Below are 17636 nucleotides of genomic sequence, written 5' to 3' on the forward strand. Positions count from 1 at the left end.
AAACAATTTTCAATTCCTTTTAAGAAAAATTTGGCGGGCGGGCGTTAAAAAATTGAAAGAAAATTGTTTTGCTTTGCTCGCCGAGTTTCGGCGGGCGGAAACGCGGAGCGGAGCTAATCAAGCATTTTCCGTTCAAAAAAGTTCGAGCTTCGTTCAGTAATTGCGACCAATTATTTATTATCCTGGTTGATAAGACCCAATCTGGCCATGAATATTTTTTATCCGGTTAAAATTTTTTCTGAATGGGTTTGTTTTCGCCTTCTAGGCCTTGACAGCTCGTCATCTATTGGGGAGGTTGTCAGTTATTTTTTTTACGACAGCATCAAGATTGCCATCCTTCTTTTGGTTATTATTACTTTCATTTCTTTTGTTCGTTCCTATCTTCCGCCAGAAAAGATAAAAAAAATATTAACCCAACGCTTTCAACTGGCCGGCCATGTCTTGGCGGCCTTTTTGGGCATTGTCACTCCTTTTTGTTCTTGTTCCGCGGTCCCGCTCTTTATCGGCCTGGTTGAAAGCGGCGTACCCTTGGGCGTGACTTTTTCTTATCTTGTTTCCGCACCCATGGTCAACGAGGTGGCCGCTGTTTTATTGCTGGGTCTTTTTGGTTGGAAAGTGGCCCTTATTTATATTATTTCGGGGGTGGTTATTGCTGTTGTCACCGGTTTTATCATCGGGCGTCTTCGGTTGGAAAATTTATTAGAAAAATATGTTAATCAGGGAAAAAATTTTTCCAGTCAGAGCAACTCGCCACAAAAAATAAAAGTTCGTTTGAGTGAGGCCTGGCAATACTCTTGGGGTTTGTTTTTAAAAATTTTTCCCTATGTTCTAGTCGGTATTGGTTTTGGCGCAACTATCCATGGCTATGCGCCGGAAAATATTTTAGCCACTTTAGCCGGCAAGCGTAATTTTTTAGCCGTGCCTGTCGCCGTTATTGTTGGGGTGCCACTTTATTCCAACGCCGCCGGCATTGTGCCGGTTGTCGTTTCTCTTATTGAGAAGGGCTTACCGCTAGGTACAGCCCTGGCTTTTATGATGGCTGTCACCGCCTTATCTTTACCCGAGATGATTATTTTGCGCAAGGTCTTGAAATTCAAATTATTGGCTATTTATGTTACGGTTTTGACACTCGGGATAATTTTTACCGGCTATCTGTTCAACTGGATAATTTAGTTTATTTTTGTTAATCTTATTCTATCGATCGTTTTTTCAAATCTTTATGCTCACTCGAGGCAATAATTCCAAGCCCAATTTAGTGGTTTTCCAAAAAGAATACTTTTTTGTCATGATGTCCGGCATTATTTCTGGCGCCATTATTTTCAGTGGACAGATTTTTGCCAATCTCGGTCTGTCTCTTTTTGAAGTATCAACCCTACCATTTATTGGAGCGGTGGCCGTGCTTTTCCCTTTTATCTTATTCAACAAAAAATATAGTTACAAAACAAAAAACATCCCGCTATTATTCCTCTATGGGCTTATTTTTGCTCTTTGTTCTTTGACACAATTTGGTGGTTTATTTTTTGGTGTGCCTATAGCTATCGTTGTACTCCTACTTTATACTCAGCCGTTCTGGACCACGCTCACCAGCGCTTTGATTTTAAAAGAGAAAATTTCCCGCCGGGAAATAATCTCGGTCTTACTTGTCCTCCTCGGCGTTTTTATTTTATTAAATCCGCAGGACATATCAACCATCGGCCAGCCGCTTGGCCTCGCCATCGCCATTCTCGGCGGCATTGCTCTTTCCGGCTGGGTATCTGTTGGCAGCCTTTTATCCAAGCGGGGCAATGATCCAGTCAATAGCTTCTTCACTGGAGAAATTCTCCTATTAATTTTTTTAGCCCTATTCTACCCCATTCTTAGGTTGGCTACTCAGGATCAATCTATAATTCATTTTACCTTTTCATGGCCTTTTTGGATTTGGATTTTTTTTATTATTTTTAGTCTCATTACCCAAATCGCCAATAATCTCTTTTTTCTCTACGGCGTCAAAAAAGTTTCTGCAGTCAAAGCTGGCGTGATTATGCTCTTGGAACCGGTTAGCGGCACCACCCTAGCCGCGCTTTTCCTCGACCAGCCAATTACTGCCAATATAATTATTGGGGGTTTATTTATTATTCTAGCCAATTATCTGGTCATTACCCAAAAAAATCAATAGACCATAAAAATAGCAATGAATTATAAATTAACAACATAAATATGGAAGAAAAATGCCAGGCTTGCGGTATGCCCCTAGATGAAAACACAAAATGCTCCTGCAGGCCAGATCTGTGCTGTTATTGCTGTGAGTGTGGGGATGAATGCAAGTGTGGTTGCCGGGAGAAATAGCAGATCATTAAAACATAAAAACATGAAAGCATTAAAGCAACTCTTGTTTTAGTGTTTTTATGCTTTAATAGTCTTGTCCTATGGACCTTTTCGACCACCAAATGAATAAAAATCTTCAATCCAGTGCACCGCTGGCTGATCGCCTGCGCCCACGGTCTTTGGATGAGTTTTTGGGCCAAGAGGGGATTGTCGGCCCCGGCACCCTGCTCCGCCGCGCTATTGAGGCCGATGATCTACCCTCGATGATCTTCTGGGGGCCGCCGGGCTCTGGCAAAACCACCTTGGCCTCCGTCATCGCCAAGATGACCAATTCTTATTTTGTAGAGCTGTCTGGTGTCACTGCCGGGCTCAAAGATTTGCGCGCCGTAGTAGAAGAGGCCAAAGAAAGGCGAAAGTACAATAACCAGCGCACGATTCTTTTTGTAGATGAGATTCATCGCTGGAACAAAGCCCAACAGGATGGACTTTTGCCTTTTGTGGAAAAGGGAATAATTACCCTTATCGGTGCCACCACTGAAAATCCTTCGTTTGAAGTGATCGCCCCTCTACTTTCTCGCTCGCGCGTTTATGTGCTCAAGCCGCTCACTCCTTTAAATCTGAAAGTTATTATTGATCGCGCTCTCAAGGATGATTCTCGCGGCCTTGGCAAATATCAAGCCAAGATAGACAAGGAGGCTGAAGATTTTTTGATCAAGTCCAGCTCTGGCGATGCTAGGGTTATTCTCAATGCCCTTGAAGTGGCTGCAAAAAATACCCGCCTAGATAAATCCGGTCAGCATGTTGTGGATAAAAAATTGATTGAAGAGGCCCTCCAGCACAAGGCTCTGCAGTATGACAAGGCGGGTGATGAACACTACAATGTTATTTCTGCTTTTATTAAATCTTTGCGCGGCAGCAGTGTTGACGGGGCGCTTTATTGGTTGGCCAGAATGGTAGAAGCTGGCGAGGATCCTAGGTTTATCGCCCGCCGCATGCTCATCCTCGCCTCGGAAGATATCGGCAATGCTGACCCCATGGCTCTGGTTGTGGCCAATGCTGTTTTTGAAGCGGTGGACAAAATCGGCTGGCCCGAAGCCCAGATCAATCTAGCTCAAGGTGTGGTCTATCTGGCCAAGGCACCCAAGTCCAATGCTTCTTATGTTGCGCTGATGAAAGCCAAAGAAGACGTCAAAAATACCCTCAACTTGCCAGTGCCCCTGCACCTGCGCAACGCCCCCACCCACTTGATGAAAGAGCTGGGATATGGTAATAATTATAAATATAGTCACGATTACAGCCCGGAAGAGGGTAAACAGGATTATCTACCAGAAGAATTGGCTGATCACCAATATTATTTTGAAAAATAGAATTAGTTAAAAAATATTGAAACAAAAGCACAAAAGGAGGTGTCGTCATGACCAGAGTTCTTGTGAGGCAGGTAACAGATGCCGAAGACTTGGCTCGCGTTGGCCAATTACTGGCCACTTTTCCCCATCGTGATGGTTTTTTCAATCCGGAGGCTGGCCACAAGATTGTAGAGTTTGGCAAGCGCAAGACCGGACGAAAAGCTGTTCGAAAGCTACGAGAGGCCAGGATCAATTTCAAGACCATTTCTACCAACTGATAGGGAGGCAACTATGCTGATAGTAAAGGAGGTCAGAGACTTCACCACACTGGGAAGGGTCGACGGTCTCTTGAGCGGAGCCGGCTTTGCTTTCTCTTCTGTTCTTGACCCCGACACCGGCACAGATACCCTATCCTTTCAGGGGATAGATCAGGAGCAAAAAGCGGCTTTTCTGCTTATCGACCACGACTTTGCTGTTGTGGCGGCCTAAAATCTAGGGAGAACCCAAAAGGTTCTCCCTTTGTTTTTTGTTCAGATTTGCGCTAGGATAATTATAGAATAAGTAAATCAAAATATATGTTCAAAAAATATCTTTTGGCTTTTCTTTTCTTCTGTGTCTTGGCTGGCGTACTTTTTGTCATCCGTGGCAATGAAGATGGCTGGCTGTGTGTTAATGGCGTATGGGTGAAACATGGCAACCCCGAGGCTCCGATGCCCACTTCTGTCTGCGGCGAATCGATTAATACCAACGAAAATAACCCTGTTGGTCTCGCCAATCCAGCTTCCAAAAACTGCCTTGATCAGGGTGGCCAATTGACCATAAAAAAAGATGAGACTGGCGGTGAATATGGGGTATGCACCCTCAAAGACGGTAGTGAATGTGAGGAGTGGGCTTTATTTAGACGAGAATGCCAACCCGGGATCAAGGTTATCACACCCCAAAAAGACACAACTGTTCAAAGTCCGCTTACGATTACCGGTGAAGCGCGGGGCACCTGGTTTTTTGAAGCCAGTTTCCCAGTCAAATTGGTTGATGAGTTTGATAATATTTTGGCCACAGGCGTAGCTACAGCCGATCCGCCAGCTGGCGGAGACTGGATGACCGAAGATTATGTTCCATTTAAAGCCGAATTGTCTTTTCCCCTAGCTATCACTGACAAGGGTTATTTGCTTTTAAACAAAGACAACCCTTCTGGTTTGCCAGGCAATGATTTGCAGTTAAAAGTTCCCGTGGTCCTGCTCAAGGGCGAAACCGAAAAAGTCAAAGTATTTTTCAATAATAACAATCTTGATCCGGAAATTTCCTGCCAAAAAGTTTTCCCAATTGAAAGAGAAATACTAAAAACCCCGGCTGTAGCCGAGGCAGCCATAAAAGAATTATTAAAAGGACCGAGCCAGGCAGAGAAAGATAACGGTTATTTTTCCAACATTCCCGAGGGTGTTAAAATCCAAAAATTGACTATAGAAAAAGGCGTCGCCAAGGTTGATTTCGATAAAACTCTAGAGAGTGCGGCTGGCGGTTCCTGTCGTGTATCTGCTGTGCGCGCGGAAATCACCGAAACCCTACTACAGTTTTCCACAGTCAAATCCGTAGTCATTTCCATTGATGGCCGTTCTGAGGACATTCTCCAGCCATAATAAAAAAGAACCAAAAGGTTCCTTTTTATAATGAGGGATTTTCCCTCCAGCCTTGAGGCGACGCACGAGCCAGGGTTTTGCTTACCTCTATCTTAAACCCTTATCACCAATTGTCAATAGCCCAAAATATTATTAGCCATAAATTAATCTTTTTTATGAAAAAACTCCTTACCGCCCAATTTGTTGTCCTACTTATTGGTACGCTTTTTGCCTGGTTCAATTTTGGCCGCGAGCTTATTAGTTGGTGGAGTAGTGGCACCTGTGAAATTGGCTGCCCCGGCAATATCACCAATCCTTTTCTGACCCCTTGTTTTGGTGGCGCCATATTTTTTACCATTGCCTTCGTCTTGAGTATTATTATCCTCAAGAAATCAAAGCAGGCAACCCAAAATCAATAATTGGTTAATTGTAAAAAAGCGCCTAGTCGGCGCTTTTTTTGCTTATATTCTTTGTTCTTCGCCTCCATATTTCCTATAAAACGCCCTTTTCACCATTTCCACCAACAATAGATAAATAATTACCAGGCCAAAAACTATCATCAAAATACCAGCCGGCAGAGGGCTGAAACCAAATATTTTGGCCAGAGGGGTAGTGGCGATCATCGTTCCTGCCACGACTATGCCGAGAGTTGTTATCAATAAATAACTGCTGGGCCTAGACTGGAGGAAAGGTATTTTTCTAGTGCGGATAATATAGATTACGAAAACCTGAGTTGCCAGGGACTCTATAAACCACCCAGTCTGGAAATTCGATCCTGACAGGTGAAAAATTGAATACAAAAAGAAAAAAGTCAAAAAATCAAAAAGTGAACTGACTGGCCCGAAAACCAACATAAATTTTTTAATAAAAGAAATATTCCAATGCTTTGGTTTTCTTAGGTATTCAGGGTCGACTTTATCACTCGGTATTGATAATTGCGATGTATCATAGAGAAAATTGTTCAAAAGTATCTGCCCAGGCAACATCGGGAAAAATGGCAAAAATATTACCGCCCCAACCATGCTAAACATATTACCAAAATTGGATGACAAGCCCATCATCATATATTTCATGGTATTCCCAAAAGTCTTTCTGCCTTCTATTACCCCATCCAAAAGTACCCGCAAGCTCTTTTTTAGTAAAATAATATCTGCTGTTTCTTTGGCTACATCTACGGCATTATCCACCGATATCCCGACATCGGCTCCAAGGAGCACCGGTGAATCATTGATACCATCGCCGAGGTAGCCAACTACTTTGCCACTTTTTCGCAAGACCTCAATTATTTTTTCTTTTTGGCTGGGTGAGAGTCTGGCAAAGATAGTATTTTTTTGAGCCCTGACCGCCAGGGCTTTGTCATCCAGCTTGTTTATATCCAATTCCTCTCCCGATAGTATGCCCTTGATTTTTATCTTTAGATCAGCGCATATTTTTTTTGTCACCAGCGGACTGTCACCAGTCAGGATTTTTATTTCTATCCCGTGTTGCTCCATTAGGGCAATGGTTTCTTTGACATCTTTTTTGGGCGGGTCATAAAAGGCAATAAAGCCGAGCAGCGTCATTGCCGTTTCTTCGCTTTTGGCATAAATTTTTTTGCCACTGGGGACCAATTTTCTGGCCACCCCCAACACCCGAAAACCCTGTCGGCTCATCTCCTCATACAGTTTTACAATTTTTTTCTCTGCCTCTGGGCTGTTTTTGTATTCCTTGCCACCGCTATAATATGAAGAACAAATTTTGAAAATTTCTTCTGGCGCACCCTTGGTGGCCATCAGGGTGCTATTTTTTTCTTTAAAAATAATAGAAGATCTCTTGCGGATAAAATCATAAGGTATCTCATCTATTTTCTTCACACCTTTCAGGCTGATATTTTTAAAATCCAGAATTGTTTTATCCAAAATACTCTTTATCCCTGTTTCCAAAGAGCCATTAATATAGGCCAAACGGAGTGTCTCCGGTGATTCTTTGCCTCTCGGGTCAATATATTTGACTATCGTGATTTTATCCTCTGTCAGGGTACCAGTTTTGTCAGTGCACAGTATGTCCATACTGCCAAAATTTGGGATGGCATTTAGTCTCTTGACGATTACCCCCTTTTTTGACATCGCGATTGAGCCCTTGGACATATTGACGCTCATAATCATCGGCAAGAGCTCCGGCGTTATCCCCACCGCCACAGCAATAGAAAATACCAAAGAATCAACCAGATTTTTATCATTCCAAGCATTAATCAAAAAAATCAGGGCTGTCAGTATCAAAATTATTTTAGCTATCAAAAAGCCAAACCTTTTTATCCCAATTTCGAAAGCGCTTGGCTCCTCTTGGCGCACCAATCTTTCAGCTATATTTCCGTATTCAGTCTCAGCCCCAGTTTTAATTATTATCACTCTAGCATAGCCAGATATCACATTGGTTCCCGAATAAACCAGATTATCACCATGGTCCCTGGTTATTTTTTCTACGGGGAAACTTTCACCCGTCAGGGCTGATTCATTGAAAAAAAAGTCATCGGCTGAAATGATCATTCCATCGGCTGGTATAATATCACCAGCTGATAGTGAGATGATATCTCCTGGTACCAAATACTTTATTTGGATTTCTTTTTCTCTGGCTTCTCGGATCACTGTCGCTGTCACCGTCAGCTTTTTGGCTATTTTTTCAGCCGCCTTTCCAGACTTGTGCTCTTGATAAAAATTTAGAATTACACTCAAAAAAATCATCACCATGATTATCACAAAGTTTTTTGTTTCTCCCGTTGCCTCAGAAACCAGTGCCGCTATTATCAATATGATGATTAGTGGATTTTTAAAATAGGAAAAAAACTTGAAGATTGGCGAAAGCCTCTTTTTTCTATGAATCTCATTGGGGCCATAATTTTTCAGCCGTTCGGCGGCTTCTTTTTCGGTTAACCCAGCTTCACTGGATCGGAGCATTTTCAAAACATCCTCTACTTTGGTTTTTTTATAATCATCAAGTGCCAAATTTTTCATATTATTTAAATAATGATGATTTTATTTTAACACAAAAAAGAGAGCTTGTTTATTTTTTGACTTTTTATTTTTAAGGTGAGAGAATAAATTTATATCTATGTTTGATCTGGAAAAATTAAAACAAATTTTATCAGCCGAACCATCTTTTCGCTTGAGTCAGGCCCTCCGCCTGATTTTTGTTGATTTGCTGGGCACTTGGGCTCCGGCCACGGTTTTCCCCATTGTCTTGAGGGAAAAATTACAGCAGGAGTTCCCCCTGCCTCTTGATGCCAAAGAGTTTCCTTCCTCTGACGGGCGCACCATCAAAATTTTATTAAAACTAGCCGATGGCCTATCGGTTGAATCAGTCTTGATGTCTTATCCGGGGCAGAGAAATACCGTCTGTGTTTCCTCTATGGTTGGCTGTCCCTTGGCTTGCACTTTTTGCGCCACTGGGAAGCTGGGCTTCCAGCGGAATTTGACCGCAGGAGAAATTGTAGATCAGGTTTTATATTTTAGCCGCTATCTAAAGTCAAAAGGGGGACGGGTAGATAATGTGGTATTTATGGGCATGGGTGAGCCATTTTTAAATTATGATAATGTTCTTGAGGCCATTAGGTTTCTCAACAGTAAAGATAGTCTAAATATTGGTGCGCGCCATTTTTCTATTTCCACGGCCGGCATTCCCGTTGGCATAAAAAAGCTGGCCAAAGAAAACCTGGCAGTCAATCTGGCCGTCTCGCTCCACGCCCCAAATGATCAATTACGCGCTAGTCTTATGCCCATTGCCCGGCAATATCCACTGGAGCAAATTTTTCAGGCCGTTGATTACTACCTCAGCGCCAGTCATCGCAAGGTGATGTTTGAATATCTCTTGATCAAAGACAAAAATGACGGTCCGGCTGCAGCTGAGGCCCTCGCCAAGCTAATAAAGAAAAAGCTCTACCATCTCAACCTGATGACCTACAACCTGACTGGCATTTTCGAGTCATCACCGCCGGACCGTTGCCGGATCTTTCAGTCGATTTTGGAAAAGAAAAAAGTCAGTGTCACTTTCCGTCATAGTTTTGGGGGTGATATCGCCGCCGCTTGTGGTCAGCTCGCCGGTCGGAAAAAATAATTTTTTTCAAATAAAAAAGAGACTACATTTACTGTCAGTCCCTTTTTATTTTTCTCCTATTTTATACAACGTTCACTCCTTTTGTTCCGTTATCGGTTCCATAATCATTTCTCTTACTACCCCGCCCCTTGTTTCTCTGACAGTAATTTTTAGGGGCTGTTGTGTATTTGCGTTTTTGGATACGATTTCCAACAGCCTCGCCACCATTCCATTCCATTCACCATCCCCATCATCGCTCGGGGGATGGTTGTAGACTGGCTTTACCCCTGTTCCGGCTTCAGTGGTGCTATCTTTTGGTAAAATTAGTTCAGCTTTTTCTCCAGTTGCCTTTTCTACCATTTGGGGGGCGGAAGCGGGCGGCTCGATTTTTGTAGCGTGTATTTCCTGGACATCCGATGTCAACGGACTTTGGGTCACGGACACATCCACTATCGCCGAGGAGGAAAAGCGATATTGTTTATGGAGCGGATTAAAGCCACTTTCTGACTGAGTTAGCTCCGTCAGCCCTTCAGATTTAACCATTACCGGGCAGAGATCGCGCCTATTTTCAGTCGTGCCGCTAATCATAGTTTTTCCCCCTGGGGGAAGGCTGGCGATCTTTGTTTTTGCACCAGCAGAGATATACAGCAGCTTGGTTTGTTGACTTGGCTGGGGAACTGGCTGCTGGTCTGGCTGTCGAGCCGGCTGGTTTTCGGGGTCCAGACTGAGAATATTCTTGATTTGGAATTTGCATACCCCGGGTTTCCCCTCGCAAGGCACGAGTTCTCCCCTGACCAAGATCGGTACATAGCCTGGGTAGGGCCGCGTTTCGTGGCCAGTCAGCCATGACCTTCTTTTCCTCCCCCCTGTTTTTTTTCCTTGGAGACCGAGTTTTGTATTATAACTTATATACAAAACTTTGGTTTCAGCAGGAGTTGGTTCTTTTTTTCCCATTACGATTGCCTCCCTGTTTGCTTCGCTTATTTCATGCGGCGGGTGTCTTTTATAATCACATACAAGATACCCATCTTCCGTTTCCTCCACCCAGCAATTGCTGGGTATCTCCACTGGCATCCGCTCTTTTCCTTGTTCATCCCAGGCAGGAAAGTAGCCATCTTCGGCCAGGAGCAGCTGCCAACTTACTGGGGCATATAGTCGTATATCTCTGACCAGAATATCACCTATTCTTATCTGAAACATAGGTCCGAGACCGCCCCCGATATTTCCCCTCAGGGAGGTTTTATCTATCTCCTGTCTTCCCGTAACGAGAACCAGTATTTGCCCCCGAGAAGACTTTGCCAGATGAGCATAGCGAGTCTGACAAACTATGCGGGGCATGTTTGGAGCCTGATCATCGGCCATAAAAAGCAGGGCCTCTTCGGCAATCCTATCCCCTTGAAATCTCAGTTTGCTGACTTTTTGTGTCGGAGAAAGATCGTGTCTTCCTGCTCGGGTTCTTTTTTTTTGCTTCCGAGGCAAAGTCGTCATCATCTACCATACTTCCGACGTCGTATTCTTCATCCGGAATTATGTTCATTGGTCACATCCTTTCGTGAGTTATCATCCTCCTTCGACATCCAAGATGCAGACCCGGTCTTCTTTGGCTTTTTTGGCCCACAACAAAGATCCTATATAGCGGCCAGCCAATAAATATCCTAGCCACATCAGGTTGGCCAGAACAATTGTAGCGACAAGGGAAGAAAACCATTTTCTAAAATGTGGATCTTCCCAGAGTCCGGGAATAAAACTCAGGACAAAGGTTACCGCCGAACAGACGAGGGCGGTCAAAAAACCTTCATAGAAAAGGTCGAATTTTTTCCCGTCCTTGTGGCGGTTTAGGGACATTACCTTCGGCCAGCCCTGATAGAAGAAGACTACGGATGCAAGACCGACCCAAGCCGCAATCCAACATGGCATCGGGGTTGTTACCTTACTCACTAGCCACTGTACCAGGTGGCACAGGCCACCGATTGTGACCAGAAGCAGGGTCTTTGTAAACAGCCAACTGATTATTTTTTTCATAAGGCCTCCAATCCTTTTTCCTTGTTAATATTTTTGTTTTTTAGACTTGCTTCTTTGCCTTTATCTAATCAATTCCCCGCTACTTTGTCAAAGATTTCCACCCAATAAAAAACAAGGGCCAGATAGACCCTTGCCAGACGGAAAATTATTTCTTTTTCACCACGCTTTTACCATCCGCATCTTCCACCACAAAGCCCAATCCATCAATTTTTTTTCGTAGCTCATCTGCTTTTGTCCAGTCTTTATTTTTTCTGGCCTTATCCCTTTCCGCCACCAAGCTTTGCACTTCTTCTGGCACGGTGATTTTTTCTTTTTTTATTTTATCCAATCTTAATCCCAATACCTTGTCAAAATCCAAGATCAATTTCTTTTTATCAGGGTAGGGGAGTGAATCGTCTTTCATAATTTCCCAAACTACTGACAAAGCCGCTGGAATATTAAAATCATCCGAAATATAAGTGATAAATTGTTGTCTATATTTTTGGATTTGTGATTTGTGATTTATTTTGTCTGCCTGCCGGTGGGGCAGGGATTTTGGATTTGGAGCTTGTGATTTACCCTTTTCGCCAGCGGCCATAAAATCTTTTAATTTCTGGTATGCCACCTTACTGGCCTCAAGTCCTTCCCAGGTAAAGTTTTGTTTACTCCGATAATGCGCCTGCAAAAAGAAATAACGCAACGCCATCGGCTCAAAGCCCCTTTCTTTCACTTCACTCAAGGCATAGCCAGTGCCTTCGGATTTCGCCATTTTTTTATTATTCACCATTAGGTGTTCGTTGTGCAGCCAGTAATTAACAAATTTTACCCCATTAGCCGCTTCACTCTGAGCTATTTCATTGGTGTGGTGCACAGGGATATGTTCCACTCCACCCATATGAATATCAATCGTTTCTCCCAAGAATTTTTTGCACATGACCGAACATTCAATGTGCCAGCCCGGGAAACCCTCACCTTTTTTTACCAGTTTTGACTTGAATGGGGATTTCCAATATTGCAAGGCGTTTTGGTGCTTGCCAGCACGGAAAAACCATAAGGCAAAATCAGCGGCATTCTTTTTGCCCGGATCGCTCACTTCCCCCTTGCCGGCATCTTTGATATTTTCTTCCATTTTTTGGCCAGATAGCTGAGTATATTTTTTTGCTTTACTGATATCAAAATAAACCGCCAGATCGGTTTCATAAGCATAGCCATTTTTTAGGAGGGTTTTTACCATTTGGACCACCTCTGGGACAACACTTGTCGCTCTGGGCTTATAGTTCGCCGGCCGGGTATTTAGTTCTTTTATGTCTTGCTCAAAAATTTCAATATATTTTTTGGCAATTTTGTCTGGCTCCAAATTATCGCGTCGAGACGCCTTTTCCATTTTGTCTTCCCCTTCGTCCGCGTCAGAAGTTAAATGGCCAACATCAGTATAGTTGCGTGTTAGCTTCACCTTATACCCCAGATATTCCAAGCCCCTAACTATCAAATCCGCCGTTACCATGCCGCGCATATTGCCAATGTGCTGGGTCCAATAGACTGTCGGCCCGCAATGATACATCAAAACCCGCCCTTTTTTGAGTGGCTGGAATTTCTGTTTTTCCCGGCCAAGTGTATTGTAGATGTTGACATTTCGCATATTTGTTATAAGGTAATCTTATCTTAAAAAAGCCAATAAGGCAACCAGGATCATCATATCTTATAGGAGGGGAAAAAAGATGTACAAAAAAATAAGAGTATTAGAAAAGGAGGGGAAGGAGGCTGTTCTCTCCGCCCTAAATCATTTCTTAAAAGACCAGAGCAGAAACAATATTTTTGTTAAAGAGATTATAGAAAGGATGTCCAAAGGACAAGGTATCTATGCCACAGAGCATGAGGTTTTGGTTGTTTTAAAAAATAGTGGTTTCGAAGTCTATTACCGCGGTACGTTATTAGGGCCGTATGTTTTAGCTACAGAGGCCCGAGAGAAGCTCTCTCAAAAATGAAATGCCAGAGCAGGCTTAACCGCGGTGGATCTATTCCTCCCGCGGTTATTATTTTATCAACAAAAAACCGTCCTATCAGCGGCCTTAATTGAAAAATTTATTGGAAATTGGAAATTAGAAATTGGGAATTGTATTTATATCCATCTCCTTCTTTTGAAATACAAAAGCATCATACACAGCCCGAAAAGCATCAGTCCAACAATATACCAAAAACCATGTTCACTTTCCACGAAAGGCATTGATTCTACAGTATTCATCCCAAAAACCGCGGCCAAAAGAGTCAGTGGGAAAACGATGACCGAAAATATTGTTAGGGTTTTCATTATCTCGTTTATTTTTAGGTTGGTCATCGAAGTTTGCGTTTCGTGTAGGGCATTGATGGTATCTTTGTAATTTACTAGGGTGTTCCAAATATCTTTTGTATGGTTGACCAAAAAAATAAACTCCTTGCGCAATCCCTCTGGGCAATTAAAATTAATCATACTTTCTACAAATCTCTGCAGTATGCCATAGTGTGACTGCAGGGTCTTTTGGAAATTGACGATATTTCTTTTAATCAGAAGCACATTGCGAATAGTTTCTTCTTCCGCTTTGCTCAAGATCTGTTTTTCCACATTATCAATATCCAGATTGATATGGTTGATAATCGGATAGCAATAATTATATAGCTTGCTTAGTATCTTGAAAAAGATAGTCAGGGCATCGTCTTTTTCTATGGTCGATCTGGTCAAGGGATCAGTTTGACAGAGGTTGAAAAAGTCCACCAAGGGTTTTAGTCGCCCGTCGTGGCAGACTATTAGTTGTTTTTTGCTGACAAAGATATCCAACTCCGACGGCTCGATTGTCCCCACCTCACGATTGTAAACCGGGAACTGCAGGACGATGAAGATGTATTTCTGGCGGTCATTGATTTTCTGCCGCTGCAGAAGTGGAGCGCACTCAGCTATATCAGACGGATCAAATCCAAACTCTTGCCGAAGATATTTCAGATTGTCTTGGTCCGGGTTGGTGATATCTAGCCACAAAGCATGCCTTGTTTTTAATTCTTTTATTTTTGAGAGCATAGTATTTATATTATAACATAAAATTGATAGACTGGTATAGTTTTTATAAATTAAATATGCTAAAATTAATTTAAAGAGCTTAATTTATAAACAGCTTATGGCTTTGGCAAATAAAATTTTTAAAAACAAACCAGAAAAAATAAATTCTGAAGCCTCAGACAAAGAATCAAAGACAGAGATTGATAGTTTGGATTTATCTACAAATGTGCAAAAACAGGAACTTGAACCAGCGTTTGAAGCTAAGAAAGATTATCAACCAGAAAGATCAGCCTCTGTCGAAAGGGACGTGCCGGGCTTAGCTCCCGCGGCCAACCAATCTGCGCCCACCCCGGTAGCTACTACTCAAAAATCTATTGCCCTTCAGAAAATAGAAAATATATTAGAAGAAGACATGGAGGATATTTATTTCCATCTCGATTCCGCCCATCAAAAGCTTTTCAAGGAAGAAGGGGAGCGCGCCGCCAGGCAAATAGAGGGGATTTTGGAAACCGGCAAATCAGTCGCCGTCAAAATTTTAACCGTTATCAAAAAATGGCTACAGTCTATCCCCGGCATTAATAAGTTTTTTCTCGAACAGGAGGCCAAGATAAAAACCGACAAAATCTCCAAAATTAACAATTCAGAGTCCCCAAAATAATTTATTATGGGCTTTGATAATATCGCCCCCACTATATTAAAAGTCCTCCTCGTCCCCGGCATTGTTGTTTTAGTTTTGCTGTCGGGCCTTTTCTTGATCCGCAAAATTCTTCGTGCCGGCGTTAGTTTGCCTCACGCTTTTTCCAAGGTAATTTTACGGGTTGGCCTGCCAAAAGAAATAAATATCGAAGATGCCAGAAAAGACATCACCCGCGAGCAGGTAATTGAAAAAATATCTCAAGCTGAAGAGTTGTTTGCCTCCATCGGCGGGCTACACGTCAGCCATGGCCTGAATAATTTTCTTTTTGGCCGACACGATCATCTTTCTTTTGAGATAGTCGCCCTCGATGGCAAGATAAACTTTTTTGTGGCCACTCCGAATTACCTCCGCCGCTATATTGAACAACAGATTCACGCCCAATATCCACACGCCCAGATTGAAGAGGTCGAGGACTACAATATTTTTCGCCCCCAGGGTACCGTCGCCGGAGCACACCTGCAGTTCGGCCGTTCTTATATTTTTCCTCTCAAAACTTTCCGCAAGATGGACTCTGACCCGCTCGATGCCGTCACCAACTCATTGAGCAAACTCAGTGATTTTGATGGCGCGTCTATCCAGATAATAGTTCGTTCAGCTTCAAAGGGTTGGCGGTCATCGAGCCTCTCGGTGGTCAAGGAAATGCAAAAAGGGAAAACCATAAACCAAGCCCTTAGTGCAGCCGGTGCCGTTTCTGGGCTTGGCCGTTTTGGCGCTGCCACCTGGGGTATTTTAAAAGAATTTACTGTCGCAGGCACCTCGGGCAAAACTCAAGAACAAAAACAAAAAGAGCAGGAAGCTAAAGGCTATATTACCCCCCACAAGCTTTCCGCCATGGAAGAAGAGACCGCCAAAGGCATTGAAGAAAAAGCATCCAAGGCAGGTTTGGATATAAATATCCGCATAATCACCTCAGCCACTGATCACGCAACCGCCGCCTCTCTTTTGGACAGCATTTTAAATTCTTTTTCCCAGTTCAATGTCTATGAATACGGCAATAAATTTATTATCAAAAAACACACCAAGATTGACAATTTGGTTAGGGACTTTATTTATCGCAACTTTGAGCCCAAACACAAATTGATTGTCAATGCTGAAGAGTTGGCTTCTATTTTTCACTTTCCTCTGCCCACCTGTGAGACGCCGAACATCAACTGGCTTCACAGCCGCAAAGCTGCTCCGCCGGTAGAAATGCCGAGGGATGGTTTGATTCTTGGTAAAAATATTTATCGTGGTGAGGAAAAAGTCGTCCGCATCAAAGACGCTGATCGTCGCCGCCACGTCTATATTATTGGTATGACTGGCGTGGGTAAATCAGTGCTCATGGAAAATATGATCAAGCAGGATATTGAAAGCGGCAAGGGCGTCTGTGTTATAGACCCGCATGGCGGCCTGGCCGAGAAAGCTCTAGAGTTTGTGCCGCCAGAGCGAGTTGAAGACGTTATTTATTTCAACCCGGCTGACATTGAAAGGCCAGTTGGTCTGAATATGCTCGAGGCCGACACTGTCGAAGAAATGGATTTTGTCACGCAGGAGATGGTCCAGATTTTCTATAAATTAGTCACTGACCCGGCCATGATCGGTCCGATGTTCGAGCACAATATGCGCAATGCCATGTTCACCCTCATGGCCGACAAGGAAAACCCCGGTACTATGGCCGAGATCCCGCGCATCTTTACTGATGAAGCTTTCCAGCGCTACAAACTGCAGTTTGTGACTGACCCGATGGTCAGAGCTTTTTGGGAAAAAGAAATGGCCAAGACTTCTGATTTTCACAAATCAGAGATGCTCGGTTATTTAATCTCCAAAGTCGGTCGTTTCGTGGAAAACGAGATGATCCGCAATATTATTGGCCAGCCCAAGTCCGGTTTTGATTTCAAGGATGTCATGAATAAAAGTAAGATTCTCATTATCAATCTCTCCAAAGGTCAAGTCGGTGAAGTCAACAGTAATTTGCTCGGCCTGATTGCTGTTTCTAAGCTCCAGATGGCGGCCTTTTCTCGGGCCAACCTGCCAGAAAGCGAGAGAAAAGATTTTTACCTATATATTGATGAGTTTCAAAATTATGTGACCGATTCTATTGCCACTATTTTGGCTGAAGCCAGGAAATATAAACTAAACCTTATTATGGCACATCAGTATATTGGCCAGTTGGTCAATAATCAGGACACGCGTATCCGCGATGCCGTTTTTGGCAATGCCGGCACCATTATCTCTTTCCGGGTTGGCGTCGAGGATGCTGAGACTATGGCCAAGCAGTTTGCCCCAGTTTTTGGCGAGTATGATGTGATGAATATCGAAAAATACAATGCCTATATCCGGCTTCTGATCGACAATACCGCTTCCCGTGCTTTCAATATGGCCTGTTATCCGCCAGCAGAAGGGGATTTAGCCCTAGCTGGCAAAATAAAAGAACTCTCCCGCCTCAAATATGGCCGCGAACGCTCGGTTGTTTCCTCCGAGATCATGGAGCACTCTCGTCTGGGTGAAGCCAGTCGCGAAGCCAGGCCACAACTGTCAGAAAGCAGTTTATAATATTCAAAAGACAAATTAAAAACTGCCCATTTTACTGGGCAGTT

At 43.2% G+C, this 17636-nt stretch carries 16 protein-coding genes; 11 read left to right on the forward strand and 5 right to left on the reverse strand.

Going from position 1 to position 17636, the window contains the following annotated elements; genetic code table 11:
- Nucleotides 1–207: 207 nt before the first annotated feature.
- The 7 genes from GYA54_03200 (at nt 208) to GYA54_03230 (ending at nt 5685) form a co-directional block, all read left to right on the forward strand.
- On the forward strand, nt 208–1173 hold the full coding sequence (locus GYA54_03200; protein NMC51707.1) for a permease: 966 nt from the start codon (nt 208–210) through the stop codon (nt 1171–1173).
- Nucleotides 1174–1219: 46 nt separating this feature from the next.
- Nucleotides 1220–2155, forward strand: a complete 936-nt coding sequence (locus GYA54_03205; protein ID NMC51708.1) for a DMT family transporter — start codon at nt 1220–1222, stop codon at nt 2153–2155.
- A gap of 250 nt (nt 2156–2405) precedes the next feature.
- A complete protein-coding gene (locus tag GYA54_03210) occupies nt 2406–3671 on the forward strand; it encodes a replication-associated recombination protein A (protein NMC51709.1) in 1266 nt (421 codons plus the stop codon).
- 47 nt (nt 3672–3718) lie between these two features.
- Entirely contained in the window at nt 3719–3928 is a 210-nt protein-coding gene (locus GYA54_03215; protein NMC51710.1) for a hypothetical protein, read from the forward strand.
- Nucleotides 3929–3941: 13 nt separating this feature from the next.
- Nucleotides 3942–4139, forward strand: coding sequence for a hypothetical protein (locus GYA54_03220; protein NMC51711.1), 198 nt, complete (start codon nt 3942–3944; stop codon nt 4137–4139).
- 86 nt (nt 4140–4225) lie between these two features.
- Nucleotides 4226–5287 (forward strand): DUF333 domain-containing protein, encoded by a 1062-nt coding sequence (locus tag GYA54_03225; GenBank protein ID NMC51712.1) that lies wholly within the window; start codon nt 4226–4228, stop codon nt 5285–5287.
- 155 nt (nt 5288–5442) lie between these two features.
- Entirely contained in the window at nt 5443–5685 is a 243-nt protein-coding gene (locus GYA54_03230; GenBank protein NMC51713.1) for a hypothetical protein, read from the forward strand.
- Nucleotides 5686–5727: 42 nt separating this feature from the next.
- On the opposite strand, the gene mgtA is transcribed toward GYA54_03230, so the two are convergent.
- Nucleotides 5728–8256, reverse strand: a complete 2529-nt coding sequence (gene mgtA, locus GYA54_03235; GenBank protein ID NMC51714.1) for a magnesium-translocating P-type ATPase — start codon at nt 8254–8256, stop codon at nt 5728–5730.
- A 97-nt stretch (nt 8257–8353) separates the two neighbouring features.
- Here mgtA and rlmN point away from each other — a divergent pair, with 97 nt between their 5' ends.
- Nucleotides 8354–9355 carry a 23S rRNA (adenine(2503)-C(2))-methyltransferase RlmN gene (rlmN, locus tag GYA54_03240; GenBank protein NMC51715.1) on the forward strand — a complete coding sequence of 334 codons (1002 nt, stop codon included), beginning with the start codon at nt 8354–8356 and terminating at the stop codon, nt 9353–9355.
- A 72-nt stretch (nt 9356–9427) separates the two neighbouring features.
- Here the strand turns inward: rlmN and GYA54_03245 are convergent, their stop codons facing one another.
- The 3 genes from GYA54_03245 to GYA54_03255 form a co-directional block, all read right to left on the reverse strand.
- Nucleotides 9428–10813: a hypothetical protein gene (locus tag GYA54_03245; protein NMC51716.1), complete on the reverse strand. Its 1386-nt coding sequence runs from the start codon at nt 10811–10813 to the stop codon at nt 9428–9430.
- A gap of 81 nt (nt 10814–10894) precedes the next feature.
- On the reverse strand, nt 10895–11251 hold the full coding sequence (locus GYA54_03250; protein ID NMC51717.1) for a hypothetical protein: 357 nt from the start codon (nt 11249–11251) through the stop codon (nt 10895–10897).
- A gap of 250 nt (nt 11252–11501) precedes the next feature.
- Nucleotides 11502–12974: a cysteine--tRNA ligase gene (locus tag GYA54_03255; protein NMC51718.1), complete on the reverse strand. Its 1473-nt coding sequence runs from the start codon at nt 12972–12974 to the stop codon at nt 11502–11504.
- Between the two features lie 79 nt (nt 12975–13053).
- Between GYA54_03255 and GYA54_03260 the strand changes: the two genes are divergently transcribed.
- Nucleotides 13054–13320, forward strand: coding sequence for a hypothetical protein (locus GYA54_03260; protein NMC51719.1), 267 nt, complete (start codon nt 13054–13056; stop codon nt 13318–13320).
- Nucleotides 13321–13454: 134 nt separating this feature from the next.
- On the opposite strand, the gene GYA54_03265 is transcribed toward GYA54_03260, so the two are convergent.
- Entirely contained in the window at nt 13455–14384 is a 930-nt protein-coding gene (locus GYA54_03265) for a magnesium transporter CorA family protein (GenBank protein ID NMC51720.1), read from the reverse strand.
- A gap of 97 nt (nt 14385–14481) precedes the next feature.
- Between GYA54_03265 and GYA54_03270 the strand changes: the two genes are divergently transcribed.
- Nucleotides 14482–15021: a hypothetical protein gene (locus GYA54_03270; GenBank protein NMC51721.1), complete on the forward strand. Its 540-nt coding sequence runs from the start codon at nt 14482–14484 to the stop codon at nt 15019–15021.
- Nucleotides 15022–15027: 6 nt separating this feature from the next.
- The gene (locus tag GYA54_03275) at nt 15028–17592 is read left to right on the forward strand and encodes a type IV secretion system DNA-binding domain-containing protein (GenBank protein NMC51722.1); all 2565 of its coding nucleotides are present in this window, start codon (nt 15028–15030) and stop codon (nt 17590–17592) included.
- Nucleotides 17593–17636: the final 44 nt, after the last annotated feature.

It is taken from the genome of Candidatus Kuenenbacteria bacterium (assembly GCA_012797775.1).
Classification (GTDB): Bacteria; Patescibacteriota; Patescibacteriia; order UBA2196; family GWA2-42-15; genus JAAZMX01.